This window comes from Holdemania sp. 1001302B_160321_E10 (assembly GCF_015552275.1).
Classification (GTDB): domain Bacteria; phylum Bacillota_I; class Bacilli_A; order Erysipelotrichales; family Erysipelotrichaceae; genus Holdemania.
Genome location: NZ_JADNEM010000019.1, coordinates 25,061 through 39,770 on the forward strand (window position 1 = coordinate 25,061; position 14,710 = coordinate 39,770).

15 protein-coding genes and 2 other annotated features are annotated in these 14,710 nt (G+C 50.9%); of the genes, 4 read left to right on the forward strand and 11 right to left on the reverse strand.

Annotated features, from left to right (window positions below; genetic code table 11):
* Window positions 1-333: 333 nt before the first annotated feature.
* The 11 genes from I2D94_RS12020 to I2D94_RS12070 all read right to left on the reverse strand — a co-directional run bounded on the left by I2D94_RS12020 (window position 334) and on the right by I2D94_RS12070 (window position 11,585).
* Window positions 334-534, reverse strand: coding sequence for an NUDIX domain-containing protein (locus tag I2D94_RS12020; RefSeq protein ID WP_195397039.1), 201 nt, complete (start codon window positions 532-534; stop codon window positions 334-336).
* A 76-nt stretch (window positions 535-610) separates the two neighbouring features.
* Entirely contained in the window at window positions 611-820 is a 210-nt protein-coding gene (locus I2D94_RS12025) for a hypothetical protein (RefSeq protein ID WP_195397040.1), read from the reverse strand.
* 148 nt (window positions 821-968) lie between these two features.
* Window positions 969-2,072, reverse strand: a complete 1,104-nt coding sequence (locus I2D94_RS18695) for a GGDEF domain-containing protein (RefSeq protein WP_195397042.1) — start codon at window positions 2,070-2,072, stop codon at window positions 969-971.
* A 362-nt stretch (window positions 2,073-2,434) separates the two neighbouring features.
* Window positions 2,435-3,283 carry a MetQ/NlpA family ABC transporter substrate-binding protein gene (locus tag I2D94_RS12035; protein ID WP_229056872.1) on the reverse strand — a complete coding sequence of 283 codons (849 nt, stop codon included), beginning with the start codon at window positions 3,281-3,283 and terminating at the stop codon, window positions 2,435-2,437.
* A gap of 45 nt (window positions 3,284-3,328) precedes the next feature.
* Window positions 3,329-3,586: a binding site (T-box leader), on the reverse strand.
* Window positions 3,587-3,630: 44 nt separating this feature from the next.
* Window positions 3,631-4,458: a MetQ/NlpA family ABC transporter substrate-binding protein gene (locus I2D94_RS12040; protein WP_006058988.1), complete on the reverse strand. Its 828-nt coding sequence runs from the start codon at window positions 4,456-4,458 to the stop codon at window positions 3,631-3,633.
* A gap of 13 nt (window positions 4,459-4,471) precedes the next feature.
* Window positions 4,472-5,143: a methionine ABC transporter permease gene (locus I2D94_RS12045; protein ID WP_006058987.1), complete on the reverse strand. Its 672-nt coding sequence runs from the start codon at window positions 5,141-5,143 to the stop codon at window positions 4,472-4,474.
* A complete protein-coding gene (locus I2D94_RS12050; protein ID WP_195397046.1) occupies window positions 5,128-6,168 on the reverse strand; it encodes a methionine ABC transporter ATP-binding protein in 1,041 nt (346 codons plus the stop codon). The genes I2D94_RS12045 and I2D94_RS12050 overlap by 16 nt, the downstream gene beginning before the upstream one ends.
* A 38-nt stretch (window positions 6,169-6,206) precedes the next feature.
* Window positions 6,207-6,455, reverse strand: a binding site (T-box leader).
* Between the two features lie 76 nt (window positions 6,456-6,531).
* The gene (locus tag I2D94_RS12055; protein ID WP_072684214.1) at window positions 6,532-7,338 is read right to left on the reverse strand and encodes a hypothetical protein; all 807 of its coding nucleotides are present in this window, start codon (window positions 7,336-7,338) and stop codon (window positions 6,532-6,534) included.
* Between the two features lie 126 nt (window positions 7,339-7,464).
* Window positions 7,465-8,517 carry an Rpn family recombination-promoting nuclease/putative transposase gene (locus I2D94_RS12060; RefSeq protein ID WP_072684213.1) on the reverse strand — a complete coding sequence of 351 codons (1,053 nt, stop codon included), beginning with the start codon at window positions 8,515-8,517 and terminating at the stop codon, window positions 7,465-7,467.
* Window positions 8,518-8,952: 435 nt separating this feature from the next.
* The gene (locus I2D94_RS12065) at window positions 8,953-9,672 is read right to left on the reverse strand and encodes a phosphatase (protein ID WP_072684212.1); all 720 of its coding nucleotides are present in this window, start codon (window positions 9,670-9,672) and stop codon (window positions 8,953-8,955) included.
* Entirely contained in the window at window positions 9,669-11,585 is a 1,917-nt protein-coding gene (locus tag I2D94_RS12070) for a serine hydrolase (protein ID WP_072684211.1), read from the reverse strand. Before I2D94_RS12070 ends, I2D94_RS12065 begins: the two co-directional genes overlap by 4 nt.
* Window positions 11,586-11,773: 188 nt before the next feature.
* Here I2D94_RS12070 and I2D94_RS12075 point away from each other — a divergent pair, with 188 nt between their 5' ends.
* The 4 genes from I2D94_RS12075 to bilS all read left to right on the forward strand — a co-directional run bounded on the left by I2D94_RS12075 (window position 11,774) and on the right by bilS (window position 14,679).
* Window positions 11,774-12,562, forward strand: coding sequence for an HAD family hydrolase (locus I2D94_RS12075; protein ID WP_072684210.1), 789 nt, complete (start codon window positions 11,774-11,776; stop codon window positions 12,560-12,562).
* Between the two features lie 82 nt (window positions 12,563-12,644).
* Entirely contained in the window at window positions 12,645-13,067 is a 423-nt protein-coding gene (gene bilQ, locus I2D94_RS12080; protein WP_072684209.1) for a bilirubin utilization transcriptional regulator BilQ, read from the forward strand.
* Window positions 13,064-14,170, forward strand: coding sequence for a bilirubin reductase (gene bilR, locus I2D94_RS12085; protein WP_195397047.1), 1,107 nt, complete (start codon window positions 13,064-13,066; stop codon window positions 14,168-14,170). Before bilQ ends, bilR begins: the two co-directional genes overlap by 4 nt.
* Window positions 14,167-14,679: a flavodoxin family protein BilS gene (gene bilS / locus I2D94_RS12090; protein WP_195397048.1), complete on the forward strand. Its 513-nt coding sequence runs from the start codon at window positions 14,167-14,169 to the stop codon at window positions 14,677-14,679. Before bilR ends, bilS begins: the two co-directional genes overlap by 4 nt.
* Window positions 14,680-14,710 lie beyond the last annotated feature (31 nt).

Consider the following 14,710-nt stretch of genomic DNA (forward strand, 5'->3'; position numbering starts at 1 on the left):
TCATCGCAGAAAAAAATCAGCGGTCCCCCAACCTCTGATTCCAATTTCTTTCCTTCAAACAGGAATGCAGTGAGCCCCACCAAGAGTTGTTGGCGATTCTAAATCACTGATTGATAAGCCGATGTTTATCAATGAAGTAATGATACACAATCCTGTAAAAAAAGTCAATCATTCGTGTAAGAAGAAAGCGTCATAAATCAGACGCTCATTTAATTTCTTTCATTTTCTTACATTTTGTTTCATTCCGTCAATTCGAAGTTTTCGGATCCAGAATCTTTTCCGCAAATAACTGGAATTGCAGCCCGACTTGGGGTATCCCTTCGCCCTAAGTAATCATTTGTAAAAGCGTTTTTCGCGTAACCTTGCGCACCGCAAACCGGCTTCCTCGCGCAGTTCGCGGCAAGCGCCTTTCCGGCTTATTTCACCAGCCAGCACCGGACTGCCGTTCATCTCCCATACTAATCCATAGGGTTTATCGGGATGAAGCTGTGTCCGCAGCAGCTCCTCCTGCTGTTCCTCAATTATGAGTCCCATTTTTGGAACTCATCTATGTCTTTCTTGTTTCGGTTTTTCTCTCACCAATACTATTAAAAAATACCTCTTAGGTGCCTTACGTGTCTAACAAATACTCATCACCTAAAATATCCCAAATAGGAACCATATACTTAATCGCTGTTTCAATCAACTCAACAAACAGGTCATAATCTAAAAAATTAGGGTCAAATTGAAAATTTCCATCAGGGTATATGCCAAATAAATCACAATGCTTTTCAAATATTTCTTTTAAATACTCATTTTTTCTTCCTTGCCAGATCCACATTATGTATTCAACCCTTTCAGCATTTTGTAGGCATCTTGCTTAAATCGCGGAAAGATATCAATTAACATATTAATTATTTCCTGATCATTCCTAAATTTTAAGTTTCCAAAGTCAGCCCATGCCTTCGAACTTAATATCAAAAATTCCTTCACTTCCTAGCAAGTTGATTTTCACCTTGTTTTTTCGCTTTATACAACGCCTCATCTGCATGCCGGAAGCACTGCAAGGCGGATTCGCCGCCCTGTTGGTGATGAATCCCGAGGCTGATCGTCATTGGAAACTTCGGAAATAGCTCCCTCATCCGTTGGCTGAACTGTTCCTGCAGCTGCCGCATACACCTCTCCGCTTCATCGCTTTGCGGCTGTTTCAGCACCACGCAGAATTCGTCGCCGCCGAACCGGTAAGCGCGCATGCATTCTGAATCGTTGTTCAGCAGCTGCCCGACCTGACGCAATACTTCATCGCCGATAAGATGGCCGAGCTGATCGTTGATCTGCTTGAAATCGTCAAGATCCAGCAAGACTAATGCGTAGTCCTGGGCTGTTTCCAATTCCTCAAAACACCGGTTCAGCGCGATCCGACTGCCGACTCCGGTCAGAGCGTCATGACTGACTTCCCGCTCTAACGAAATCCGCTCCGCATCCCTGCGCCAGCTGATCTGTTGACGGCGGCGCTGGAATTCCAGCAGCTCCCAACAGGCTGCCAGCGTACCTGCCTGCACCATCAGGCAGATCAGAATATCGCTGAAGTAATACGCGGTGACGATCTTGTCAGGATCCCAGGAAGGCATAAACGCGCTGAGAACACATAACGCCATCCCCGTTACCGCAATCACGACCGTCAGCCGCTTGCGCTCATATAAGGTTGTCAGCAACGTCGGCAGCACAAACATCATATAAACAGAACTGAACGCCCCGTGGATGACCGTGATGACAAAACACAGTAGGGTCATCGTCAGCGACACAAGTCCATCCTTTTTCGTTTCATCCCAATGCCGGGTATTGATCAGCCGCCGGCAGCCCAGCACCAGCGTTGCGTTGATCAATGTTGGAACTGCGATATAGCGAAGCAGATATTCCGGCACAGTGCAGCTGATCAATGCCGCGGCATTCAAGACAAAAAACAATAGAATCTCCGCCGCAGCCGTTCCCGCCGCCAGCACCGCGCACACCCGCCAATGCAGATTCCGCCAGTACGTTGAAAGCTGGCGTTCCTGTTTCTCAATTTCCGACAGTATCTGTTTCTCTTCCACGCACAGCTTCCTCCTGTCTTTTGCTCTAAGTTTATCACACTCCACAGCCTGTTCTCAAGGAATTTCCAGCTTCCATCCTGCTTGCCCTTCCGCTTCGATCCGCCGCTTCAGCTTTTTAGGCTTCGCCATGCGCTGCTTTCTCTGAAACGCCAGCCTTTTTCAGCATGACGGATCGAACAAGAACCCGCTGTCGGACTTTACTGTCTCTTTCAACTCCTTTGGATCGGATGCCTGTCCGGTTATGTCTGCGCTTCTTGCCTGCGCAAGGAAATGTATTGCATTGCCATAGTGGGTCTCTCTGCCGGTGCTGACAAAACTTTCTCATGAAAAAAAGCCGCCGGACACGCCGGACGGCTCATGGCTTATTCGACGGGAACCACCAGTCCGTTGTAATGCTCGCGGATATAGCCGCGGACTTCATCACTGGTCAGAACGTCGATCAGGGCCTTTGTCTTATCGCTGTTTTCCTCGCCTTCGCGAACGGCGATAATATTTGCATACGTCTTCGCGCCTTCGGAATCAGCCTGTTCCGAGGTCAGAAGCAGATCGGTGATCTTGGCGTCCAGCGCATAGTTGCCGTTGACGATCGCAAAGTCCACGTCGTCTTTGGTCTGAGCCACCAGCGAAGCGTCGATCTCTACAATGCTGACGTTATACGGATTCTCAACGATATCCACCGGCGTCGCCTTTAAGCCCACGCCGTCTTTCAGTTTGATATAACCCAGGCTTTCCAACAGCTGCAACGCCCGCGCTTCATTGGTGCCGTCGTTGGGCACGGCAAAGCTGCAGCCGCCCTGTTCGATCGCGGATAAGGCTTTTGACTTGCCGGCATAAATGCCTAACGGTTCAAAATGGATGCCCCCGGCCGTGACCAGATGCGTGCCGTGATCCTCATTGAACTGCTCCAGATAAGGATCATGCTGGAAATAATTCGCGTCCAGATCGCCCTGTTCCAGCGCGGTGTTCGGCGTAACATAATCCGAGAATTCCACGATTTTCAGCGTGTAGCCCTTTTCTTCCAAATACGGCTGGGCATACTCCAGGATTTCAGCGTGCGGGGAGGTCGAGGCCCCGATCGTGATCACAGTTTTTTCCGTTCCGGTTTGATCCTGCGGCGCGGCGGACGGCTGCGCAGTCGGTTTTGTGGAGCAGCCGGCGATCAATCCGGCGCAGGCCAACAGAACACTGACATGTTTTAACGTTGTTTTCATCTTCATTTTCTCCTTCTCATTTATAACAAAAGGCTCCCATCCTCGAAAAAGGACGGAAGCCTCCGTGTTACCACCTTTCTTTACCAAGCCATCGCTGACTCAGCCTCATCCGGTCGTTCTCTGTCCTATAGGGAAGAACCGTGTTCGCGGTAACGGGCGAACCCGTCGGCCGCTCACCTGGACTGTCCAGCTCACAGCCGCGGCTTGCAGATCATCTTCCCACGGACTTCCCTTCGGCCTTTCACCCTCTGCCGATCGCTTTTTCAGTTGGTTCCGCGGTACTCTTCTGCGCACTGCCTTTTTAATTGAATTTTAATTGGAATCTGATTTTACTGAAGTCGATTGCTTTATTTCCAAGCCGGAATCAGCGCGCCGTCATACTGATCGTTAATGATCTGAGCAACGGCGTCAGTCTGGAATAACTCGCAGATCTTCTTGTAAACCGCATCGTCCTTGTCCGCAGTACGCGCGGCGATGATGTTGATATACGGGTTATCGGAGCCTTCCTGAACCGATTCCATGAAGATCGAATCCTTGTTCGGGGACAGACCGGAGTCAATCGCGATTGTGCCGTTGATGAAGCCTGCGGTCACATCCGGCAGAATGCTTGGGATCGTATTCGCTTCAATTTCAATAATTTCAATGTTGACGTTGTATTTCGTAATGTCGGTGACGGACGGGGTATAACCCTTTTCCGGATCAACTTCGATGAAGCCCAGGCTTTCCAGCAGCTTGATCGCACGGCCGCCGTTGGTTACGTCGGAAGCGATCGCAATCTTATCGCCGTCTTTGATTTCGTCGATGCCGGCAATCTTCTTGGAATACAGGCTTAATGGTGCCAGCACCGTTTCACCAATCGCCGTCAGGTCGTAGCCGTTGGCTTCACAGTCCTTATCAAAGTAGGCGTAGTGCTGGAAGCTGTCGATGTCGATATCGCCGGCGGCCAAGGCTTTGTTGACCATCGCGTAATCGCTGAAGGTGACAAATTCGATTGTGACGTTGTCCTTCGCCATTTCATCAATGATTGGCTGCCAGTATTCGTTGTTTTCGCCGATGACGCCGACCTTGACGGTGCGGGCCTCAGAACCTTCCGGTGTCGTGTTGTTTTCTTTCGGTGCGGCGCTGCAGCCGGTTAAGACCAGCGCAGCCAGGATGCAGCAGAGTAGTTTTTTCATTTTCAGTTCCCCCTTAATGTGTTGTTTTCTTTATGATCACGTCGCCGATCGCCTGCGCGATCGTTACGAGAATCAAAATAATCAGGATCGTGACCCAGATGACGTCCGGTTCGCTGCGCTGATGTCCATAGCGGATCGCGAAATCGCCTAACCCGCCGGCGCCGACAACACCGGCCATCGCGGTCAGGCCGATCAGCGAGATGAACGTGATCGTGGTTGCCCGGGCAATCGCAGGAATCGACTCTTTCAGATAGACCCGGAAGATGATTTGTAACGGCGAATCGCCCATCGCCTGCGCCGCTTCGATCAGGCCGCCGTCAACCTCCGCCAGCGCCAGTTCAATCTGGCGGGAGAAGAACGGCACCGTGCCGATGATCAGCGGGATGATCGCGCCTTTGACGCCGATGCCCGTGCCCATAATCGCCCGCGAGAGAAATAAGGTCGCCGGGACTAAGATGATAAACGGAATCGAACGCAGGATGTTGATAATTTTATCAAGAACCCAATAGACCGGATGACATTCCATGATGCCTTCCTTGCGGGTGACGATCAGCACGACGCCGAAGAACAGCCCGAGCACAAACGAGATCGATCCCGACCAGCCCATCATCTGGAAGGTTTCCAGTATGCTCTGGATCAGCTTGGGGATCTTCACCATCACGTTGGGAATTAATTGTTCCAGCATTTCAGCACCTCCACTTCAATGTTGTAATGCTTTAATTCAGCTTCCGCCTTGCGCATCGCGTCTTCGCTGCCCTCCAGCATGACGATCAGACTGCCCAGCGCGGCCTGCTGGATCACCTCGACGTTGCCGAACACAATGTTGCACACAACGTCGTATTTCTTGGACAGCTGCGAAATCAGCGCTTCCTTGGTTTCCTCAGCGCCATACGTCAGCTTCAATAACCGCTGGCCCTTATGCAGCTGCACGATTTCCGCACCGTTGTCGATCAGCTCGTAAATCTTGGTGATCGGATTGGTGGAATTGATGAAATCGATCGTCATCTGCGCTTTCGGATGCGAGAAGATATCCAGGATGTTGCCGGTTTCGACGACCTTGCCCAGCTCCATAACCGCAACGCGATTACAGATTTCCTTGATGACTGCCATTTCGTGCGTGATCAGGACGATCGTGATGCCCAGCTTCTGATTGACTTCCTTCAGCAGCTTGAGAATGCTGGAGGTTGTCTGCGGATCAAGCGCGCTGGTCGCCTCGTCGCACAGCAGCACTTTCGGATCGTTAGCCAGCGCCCGCGCGATCGCGACACGCTGCTTCTGTCCGCCGGACAGCTCCGAGGGGTAAGCGTTCAGCTTCTCGCTCAGCCCGACCAGTTCCAGCAGATCCTTGACCTTTTTGTCAATCTGGGCTTTAGTGAGCTTGCTTCCTTTTAACGGATAAGCGATATTCTGATAAACCGTACGCGAACGCATCAGATTGAAATGCTGGAAGATCATTCCGATCTTCTTGCGGATCTTGCGCAGCTCTGCTTCCTTCAGCTGGGTGATATCGACACCGTCGATCAGCACCTTGCCGGAGGTCGGCCGCTCCAGCAGGTTGATGCAGCGGACCAGCGTCGATTTCCCTGCGCCGGAAAATCCGATGATGCCGAAGATATCCCCGTCTTCGATTTTCAGGTTAACATCCTTGCACGCCTCAACGTTCAGGTCCTTCGTCGTAAAGGTTTTATTGACTCCGACCAGTTCTATCATGTTCCTCTTCCTTCCTTAAAATAAAAACTCCCGTCCCCAACAAGGACGAGAGTTGATTTCCCGTGTTACCACCTTAATTCGCAGTCCGCTTTCACGTTCTGCCTCTTCCGGTACGCGTTGAATAACGTTATACCGTATCACGTTAACGGGTGAATCCGTCATAGCCTAAGTTTCCCTCGGTATGCAGCTCCAAGACCATTTTCACAACGATTTTCACTGCCCTTTTTCAGCGCCCGGGCTCTCTGTCAAGTTTCCATCGGAGTTACTATTCTTTTCAAAGCCTTTGTTTATGTACCTGATTATAGTTCACTCTTTTTTCAGAGTCAACCCCTTTTTCAAAATTTCCCGCAAAAACGCCCTGATTTAAGCTTTATAGGCCTGCTCGTAAAGCTCCTGGAGAAGATGCATCTCCAGCGGAAATTCCTCGCGGTCATCCATGTCAAACTGAGTAATGCCTTCTTCCTTCGCAATCTTTCCGACCTGACGGTAACGGCCTTCCCAATCCTGCACTTTAATTTTTGGATCTTGTATCAAGTACTCCAGATACTCGCGGTTATCTTCCCACAAATTATAGCCTTTCCCGCTGATCAGCTCCGGCTCTGACAGAGGCTCACCCTCATTTATAACCTTGGTGACCACACAGTTAAAGCTCCAGCCTTCACCCAGATCATAGTCAATCTGGATCTTCGATTTTTCTTTGAGTTCCAGATGGCAAAGCGAAACCCGGCTGGAATCTTCATAATCCCCCAGCTCAAATTCAGATGGAGAATATTGTTTATTCTTCAACTTGAGCGTAAATAAATGTCCGCCCATTCCATGAAAGGCGGCGATCGCCGCACAGGCCAGCTCCGTTAAATTGAGAAGTGCCGGAAGGCGAACTTTGCGCCAGCTTTTTGTTCCCTCGAGCGTAATTTTAAATTCGATAACCTGCCTGCCGAATTGCTCATAATCGGGGAACGAGTTTAAAATATAGAAAAATTCCTCATCGGAAATCGACTCGTTTCTCATTACCAAGGATCTTAAAACGGCCTGCATATCCGCCTCGACCTGATCCGCATCCATCCCTAAGCCGATAAGCCGCTCTGTAAAGCTTTCAATTTCAGACGGGTACTTTGTCCGGATTTGAGCGGTTATCGCGCTGAGATGCTGTTCAATAAGTTGTTGGATCATATACTTTCTCCTTTTTTTAATATTCAGGCTCTTTTTACTTTAAGGTTAACACAGGCAATCAGAAAAATAATAGACCGGCGTTCTGATTCAGCAGTAGGTTATTGCCCCTCTATACAGGATTTGACCTCATGTGAGTGGAAACCCTCCGCTTTCTTCGTTAAGTCTCTCTTTGTTTCGCACTGCTGCCGGATGAACAGACTCACTGATAATCTTTATTGCAATTTGCTCCTCCGTGTAATCCGGATGTTGTGCTTTGATTTTCAGAATGGTTTGAATACATGCTTCTTCTTCCTCTAGAATATCCGCTATTTCAGCAGCTTGCATTCCTTTCTTCGCTTTTTTCAGTGTAATTGTAATAAGCTTCAACAGAGAACCTTGATCTTTACCTTGCTTTAAGGCCAGCTCCCGCGCCTGTTTCACAGCTCTTTCCCGTTCCTTGCGGATCTCTGAATTCCGCATCATTTCTCTGTCCAGCCGCTTTGTTTCCCACATGTACTCGATCGTGCTCATCGGAATCTCCATCATTTTCTCCACCGCCCTTCTGCATCCTTCATCCATCGCTATGATCTGTTGAATCCACGCCGCTTTGTCCGGATCGCCTGCAAATTTTAATACCACGCGCCACCGGTCCAACGGCGTTAAATCCTTGACTGGAATCCGCTGTAAGCGTTCCACTTCTGCTAATTCAATAATACTCACTTGAATGTGTTTTGTCAAGGTTCTTCCCGTTTTCTCACCGGCTAAATAAAACACATCGCTGCTCACATCCGGATCGTCAAAAAAGCAGAAATTCGTGATCATGATCACGCGCACTGGTTTCAGTTCCCGATAATCTTTTCCCTTTGTCTTCTGGCCGGAAAGCAGACGCGATAAATAGAAAACAATGCGGATTCCCTGCTCCTCGGGATTCCCGTTTTGCTGGATTTCCAGATCAAAATAAATCTCCTCGTTGATCACCCCGCAGATATCATAACGAATTGCTTTGTCGTCAGGATGTCCTGCTTTTTTCTCATTCGGCAACAACCGCACCTTTTTAAAATCAGGATCAATCGCATGGAAAAGACTCGTCAGACATATCAAATCCTCAGGATCACCGATCACAGTTTTAAAGACCCAGTCGTCCAACAAAGAAATCCTTCTCTTCTTTTGCTTCTTCCGTTCAAGTAGATTGATGGACATTCCCCCACCTCCTCTACAAGTTAATATTGCGGTAATTTCAAAAAAGCCTTCCTCTTTTTCATGAAAATTCAATTATTTTCGACAAAATCGCAAACTTATTTGTAACCATTTTCAAATTAAATTCCGAACACTGGAAATGGTCTTGCGAATCGACGAAGTAATTGAATCAGACATTCATTTCTTTTTGCTTTCAAACTTCTGATTATCCTTAACTTCACTTCAACGACTTTATTGAACCAAGAAAAGATAAGCATAAGCCCGAAAATCTTCAACATGTCTGACTTTATCCTGGCTGCGAAAAGATAAATTTGCCAACCCCTGAAAGCAAATGGGATTCAACAGAAAAAATCGACCCCGTCTTGAAGGGAATCGATTTCTTAACTATATTTTTCCTTTATTCTGTTAAACGCTTATCTTACTCGCATTACCGACTGTTTATTCGACTTTTAGATGAAAATATTCAAAAATCAGTTCCGGATTGGAATTCACGATCAGCGATGCTGGAAACTCCGCGGCGGCGCAGACTTCCTCACACCGCTGGAACCGGCCGATCGCGTCGCAGTAATGCGCGTCGCTGCCAAACAGGACCGGCACGCCGTGCTGCTTGCAATACCGCAGCATCCCAAGCATATTTTCCCGGCCGCCGACCCGCGAGCTTTTCGGATTCATCGAGGAATTGTTGACCTCGACTAACGTATGGGTCGCCTTGCATGCCAGAACGACCGCTTCCTGATCGATCGGATAGCGGGAATCGTCCGGATGGCCAAGAATCTTGACATAAGGATTCTGCACGGCATTGATCATCGCCTGCGTGTTTTCCGCTTCCGTATGCGCGGTGCCGAAGCATGGAACGTGCAGGGATGCGATCGCGTAATCAAGCATTTTCAGCGTGCTTTCGTCCAGATCGACATGTCCTTCAACATCCATCACATTCAGCTCCGCGCCTTTGAGCACGCGGATTCCCTGCACGAATTCCGGGACGACATGAAGGTTGCGGAAGTAGAACAGATGCGTAGAACCCGGCATCTTCGGCGTATGATCGCTGACGCCGTAAATCGTTAGACCGTGTTCCCTGGCTGCAGCGATGTTCTCGTTCAGCGTGCTGTACGCGTGTCCGCTGACGACGGTATGCGTATGCAGATCAAGGTAAATCATGCGTTTTCCTCCAGATACTGCAGGCTGATCTTACTGTTCAGTTCGCCGAAGAAACCGATCCGTTTGCCGCGCAGCGAAGTTGGCAGACCGCTGGACAGCTGGCTGTCAAATTCCACCTGACCGTTTTCGTCCAGGACGACGACGCGGGCAATCCCATCAATTTTCAGCGTGTCAATCGGCGCGGCACCGATATACCAGTGAATCAGTGGATCGCGCAGCGTCATTTCCCGCACGTCCAACGGCGGCAGGTTCTCACAGAGAACATAGTGGTACTGACCGTTTTGAATCGAACCATCCGCCAGCCACAAAACGCTCGACATTTCGCGCGAATAATTGCCCGGAATCTCAATCGCCGGCACCGCCTCATAATCGTTGAGGATGCGCAGCGGATACGGGGCTAAAAGCAGGTCGTCGTAGCCCTTTTCCATCTGCACGGTAAAGGTCATCGGGACATTGCCCAGCGTGCGCTGCTGCAGATATTCGTTATCCATGATCCACGTCTTATCCGTCAGATTCTTCCAGCCGCTTACTTTACCGGACGGCTTGAGCTTCTGCAGAAAAACCTGGCGTTCAGCCTGTTCCGCCACGACGCTGCCCGGCATCTGATAAACAAGATACAGCTTTTCGCCCTGCGGCACAAACCCGATTCTTAAATCGGCCATGCCGAAGACCGACGTGCCGGGCTGTCCCGCAAACCAGCCGTGATCTTCCTGCAAGCCGGAAACTTCCAGCCGCCAGCCGCCCTTGGCTTCGCGAACCTCCAGCGTCAGATCGCCATGTTCAAAGCGTGCCCGCACGATCTGATCCTTATTGCCGTACAAACCAGTAATTTCCACCGGATGCACGACGGTTTTCAACGCCGGCAGCGGCGTCGCTTCAAACGCGCAGCCCTGAGCCTTGAGAATTTCATAAACCAGTGCCTGATTGAGCTTTGAAGCGCTGCCCTTATCCGTACACAGGACAACCGCGGCGCTCAGCTGACAATCCGGGATAATCAGGGAATGGGAGTTGAACCCGAACGTCGAGCCGGACTTGCACAGCGCCTGTTTGCCAAAGCCCTCAAACAGCCGCATCGACACGCAGTCCCAACCCAGACCATAACGTTCCGTGGTATTGTCCGCAACGATCAGCTCTTTCGGTTGTTGATCGCGATTCATTTCCGTCAGACCCGCTTCATCAACCAGTTTGCCTTCACGCAGCGCGTCTAAGAAACGGCATAAATCCGCGGCCGTGCTGTAAATCCCGCCGGAACCAATGCCGTTGACATATTCCTGCGGGAAGTCGAGACCAAACGGTGATTTCGCTTTGATGTATTTGCCATCCATGATTTCATGGATTGGGAAATCGGTATGCTCCATGCCTAACGGCTCGAGAATCTTCTCGTAAATATAGGAGGAATAGCTCTGCCCGCTGACCACCTCGACTAACAGCTCCGCCAGGGAAAACCCGTCGTTGCAGTAAACGCTGAACTTTCCCGGCTGATCCTTCAGCCGGCTCTGCGCCGCGTATTCAATTTCTTCCTTCAGGTGATTACGGTTGCGGGCGTTGGTGTATTTCCCCTTGAAGCAGTTGCCCGGCAGTCCGCTGCTGTGATTCAGCAGCATCCGGACCGTAATATTTTTATACCGGGCATCCGGCATCTTGAACATCGGCAGTTTTTTCACGATCGGCTCGTCAAGCGACAGCTTGCCTTCCTGCGCCAGCATCATCACGGCCGCCGTGGTGAACATCTTGCTGATGGAGCCGATTGAAAACATCGTTTTCTCCGTGATCTTCGCGCCCTTCGACGCCGTCCGGCCGCTGCGGTAATGATAAATTTCTGCTCCCTGCTGAAAGATCGCGACATCCATCGCACGGACCTGATGCTCGGTGAAAAAGGCTTCGCACAAAGCGTCCAGCTTTTGATTTTCCATTGAGTTCCTCCTCTTTTTCTATTTTCAGTATTCCTGCGCGGCAGCGCATCAATACAATAAAGTCTAAAGACCCATACATTATACTGGATTTACCCTTAAATCACAACCGGACGAAAGCGTTTCCGCGGCAATTTCAGGATGATTTTTCATCGCGTTGTGAGTATAATGAAAACCATGAGGTGAACGGAATGAAGGAATTTCAAATGTTTTTCTTTGACGTCGACGGAACGCTGCTGGATAATCGCAATCACCGGATTTCGCCGGCGGTCATGGAGGCGTTAACACGCTTGCAGAAAAATGGAAAAAAGATTGTGATCAGCTCGGGACGGGATGTGAATACAATCCTGATGATGCCGCAGCTGGCGGCGATTGCGTGGGACGGCTATATCTGCCGCAATGGCAGCGTCATTGCCGACGCACAGAAAACGGAGCTGTTCCGGGTTTTCTTTGATCAGGCAACGATGGCGGGGTTAGAAGCGGTCTCCGCGCAGCTCCGCTCACCGATCCAGTATATGGGTCATGACGACTGGCTGAATTGTCCGCCGACGCCGGATTTCATCGCGGCCTGCGAATTCTTTCACCGCGATCCGGCCGCGATCGACGTCCGGGCGACGCGGTCAGACGATCAGGCGACGATGGCGCTGGCCTTTGACGCAGCGGACAGCGATTATGCGGCTTACCGGACGATTCCCGGTTTGACGGTGTTGCCGACGCCGTTTCACTATGCCGATCTGGTTCTCCGGGGTATAGACAAGGGCGTCGGGATCACCCGGCTTTGCCAGCACTTCCATATTGATCCCCAGGCCACAATGGCGTTTGGCGATGGGATCAACGATCTGGAAATGCTGCAGGCGGCAGGAGTCGGCGTAGCGATGGGCCAGGGCCGGGAAGAAATTAAAGCGATTGCCGACTACGTCACCGATTCCGTCGAACAGGACGGCATCGTTACTGCGCTGCAAGCTTTCGGTCAGCTCTGAGCGGAAATTTTCGCTTTTCTTTGATTATTTTATTTGACTTAGTCAAATTTATGCTTATACTGAAGAAGTCAGGAGGTGTTTTATGTCCTATCCTTTCTCATATTTAATCTGCCAGCTGCGCCGGGAATATACGTCCACGCTGCAAACGCGGCTGGATGCCTTCGGGTTAACCGTAGGGTTGTTCCCTTATCTCATCTATCTTGAGCATACCGGCGCCTGTACGCCGTCCGCCATGGCCCGAAAGCTGCGTCAGGATAACGGCCACATCACCCGCTGTTTAGACAAGCTGGAAAAGCTCGGCTGTTTGATCCGCACGCGCAGCGCGCAGGACGGCCGGGCGTTCACCGTTTCGTTAACCGAAAAAGGCGAACAGATCTGCCAGGAAATCACTGTCGCCAACCAGCAATGGGAGCAGGGGGCGCTGGCCTGTCTTTCACCGGATCAAGCGAAACAGTTAACTGCGCTTTTAAGTCAGGTTGTCCTGAGCTTAAGGAGTGAAAAATGACGCACGCCTGCGTTAAGCCGATCACCATCGGCAAATGTGAACTGAAAAACCGGATCATCTTTGCCCCCACCACCCTGGGCTTAAAGCCGGAAGAAAAAGCCGCGAAGCTAAGCGCGATCGCTCAGGGCCAGACCGCCCTGATCATCCTGCCGGATATCCCGGTTCTCGGTTCCCAAAGTTTACAAAACCCCCGCACTTTCGCCGCTTACCGGCAGCTGATCAGCGAGCTGCATCAACAAGGCGCAAAAGTATCCGCCCAGCTGCATCTTTCAGACGCCAATTTCAAAGCGATGCTGAAATTAATTCCCGCGCTGCTGACACACAGACTCACCGCGGATCAGCTGCGTCAGAAACTGAACGACTCCGCCGCGGTCACGGTCAATCAAATGCGTGAAAAACGGATTCGCGAAATCCTTGCGGCTTTCGGTCTCAGCGCCCAGCAGGCTCAGGCCGCGGGCTTCGATATGATTCAGGTACACGGCGATCGTTTGATCGGCAGCTTCAGTTCGTCACTGATCAACAAGCGGACCGACGAATACGGCGGTTGTCTGGAAAATCGGATGTGGTTTGCTTTGGAAGCAGTGCGGCAGGTCCGGCAGCACTGCTCGCTGCCCATCGACTACAAGCTGGCCGTCCGGCAGATCAATCCGGATTATGGCAAAGCGGGCGTGCTGGAACAGGATCTGGATCCGGTCGTCGGCTGGCTGGAACAGGCAGGGGTCGATTGTTTCCACGTCACCCTGGCGAATCACGGCGCGCTGACCGACACGATTCCGCCCGCGAATCACCCGGCGTTTTCCGCAGAAGGTTGTTTTCTGAAATTTGCCGATCAAGTCAAAGCGCTGACCTGCAAACCGGTGATCGGCGTCGGGAATCTGCGCCATCCGGAATTCATTGACCAGGCGATTGAAAGCGGCCGGATCGACGCAACCGCAATGAGCCGGCAGCTGATCGCTGATCCCGACTGGACCGCGAAACTGTTGGCTGGTCATCCGGAAACGATCCTGTATTGTGCCGGCTGCAATCAAAAATGTCTGCAAGGCTTGATGAGCCATCAGGGAATTCATTGTATTTATGATCAGAAAAGGAGTGATATTCAATGAAAATCGCAATCGTAGTTCAAAGTAATACCGGCAATACCCGTCAGCTGGCAGAAGCAATTCAATCCGCCCTGCTGGACGAAATGCTTATTTATTCCGGAGCCCCTGCGCCTGAAGCGCTGCAGGCTGACTTGATTTTTGTCGGTTCCTGGACAGACAAAGGCGTCTTCGCCAAGCCGGTCCTGGATTTTTTGGCCCAGTGTCATCAGAAGCAGCTGGCCTTGTTTGCGACCTGCGGCTTTGGCCAGTCGGAGGAATATTTCCAGGCGATCCTGAAGCGAAGCGCCGATCAAGTTCCTGCCGACAACACGATCTTGGGCTGCTACGCTTGCCAGGGAAGAATGCCGGAAACTGTTAAACAGCGGTATTTGGCCTTGCAGGCAAAAGAGCCGGAGAATCCGCGCTGGGCTTCCCTGCTGGAGAATTTTGACGCTGCCTTATCGCATCCGGACAGCACGGATCTCGAAGGTGGCCGGCAATTTGCCCAGCGTATTTTGACAGAACTCCAATAAACCGCAAACCTGAAATCAGCGAGGAAAGATG

Excerpts from the sequence above, each read along its gene's own strand:
- I2D94_RS12020 (WP_195397039.1), bottom strand. The coding sequence starts at position 534 with ATGGGACTCATAATTGAGGAACAGCAGGAGGAGCTGCTGCGGACACAG.
- I2D94_RS12045 (WP_006058987.1), bottom strand. The coding sequence starts at position 5,143 with ATGCTGGAACAATTAATTCCCAACGTGATGGTGAAGATCCCCAAGCTG.
- I2D94_RS12060 (WP_072684213.1), bottom strand. The coding sequence starts at position 8,517 with ATGTCCATCAATCTACTTGAACGGAAGAAGCAAAAGAAGAGAAGGATT.
- I2D94_RS12050 (WP_195397046.1), bottom strand. The coding sequence starts at position 6,168 with ATGATAGAACTGGTCGGAGTCAATAAAACCTTTACGACGAAGGACCTG.
- I2D94_RS12070 (WP_072684211.1), bottom strand. The coding sequence starts at position 11,585 with ATGGAAAATCAAAAGCTGGACGCTTTGTGCGAAGCCTTTTTCACCGAG.
- I2D94_RS12065 (WP_072684212.1), bottom strand. The coding sequence starts at position 9,672 with ATGATTTACCTTGATCTGCATACGCATACCGTCGTCAGCGGACACGCG.
- I2D94_RS12075 (WP_072684210.1), top strand. The coding sequence starts at position 11,774 with ATGAAGGAATTTCAAATGTTTTTCTTTGACGTCGACGGAACGCTGCTG.
- I2D94_RS12035 (WP_229056872.1), bottom strand. The coding sequence starts at position 3,283 with ATGAAAACAACGTTAAAACATGTCAGTGTTCTGTTGGCCTGCGCCGGA.
- bilQ (WP_072684209.1), top strand. The coding sequence starts at position 12,645 with ATGTCCTATCCTTTCTCATATTTAATCTGCCAGCTGCGCCGGGAATAT.
- bilR (WP_195397047.1), top strand. The coding sequence starts at position 13,064 with ATGACGCACGCCTGCGTTAAGCCGATCACCATCGGCAAATGTGAACTG.
- I2D94_RS12055 (WP_072684214.1), bottom strand. The coding sequence starts at position 7,338 with ATGATCCAACAACTTATTGAACAGCATCTCAGCGCGATAACCGCTCAA.
- bilS (WP_195397048.1), top strand. The coding sequence starts at position 14,167 with ATGAAAATCGCAATCGTAGTTCAAAGTAATACCGGCAATACCCGTCAG.
- I2D94_RS12025 (WP_195397040.1), bottom strand. The coding sequence starts at position 820 with ATGTGGATCTGGCAAGGAAGAAAAAATGAGTATTTAAAAGAAATATTT.
- I2D94_RS12040 (WP_006058988.1), bottom strand. The coding sequence starts at position 4,458 with ATGAAAAAACTACTCTGCTGCATCCTGGCTGCGCTGGTCTTAACCGGC.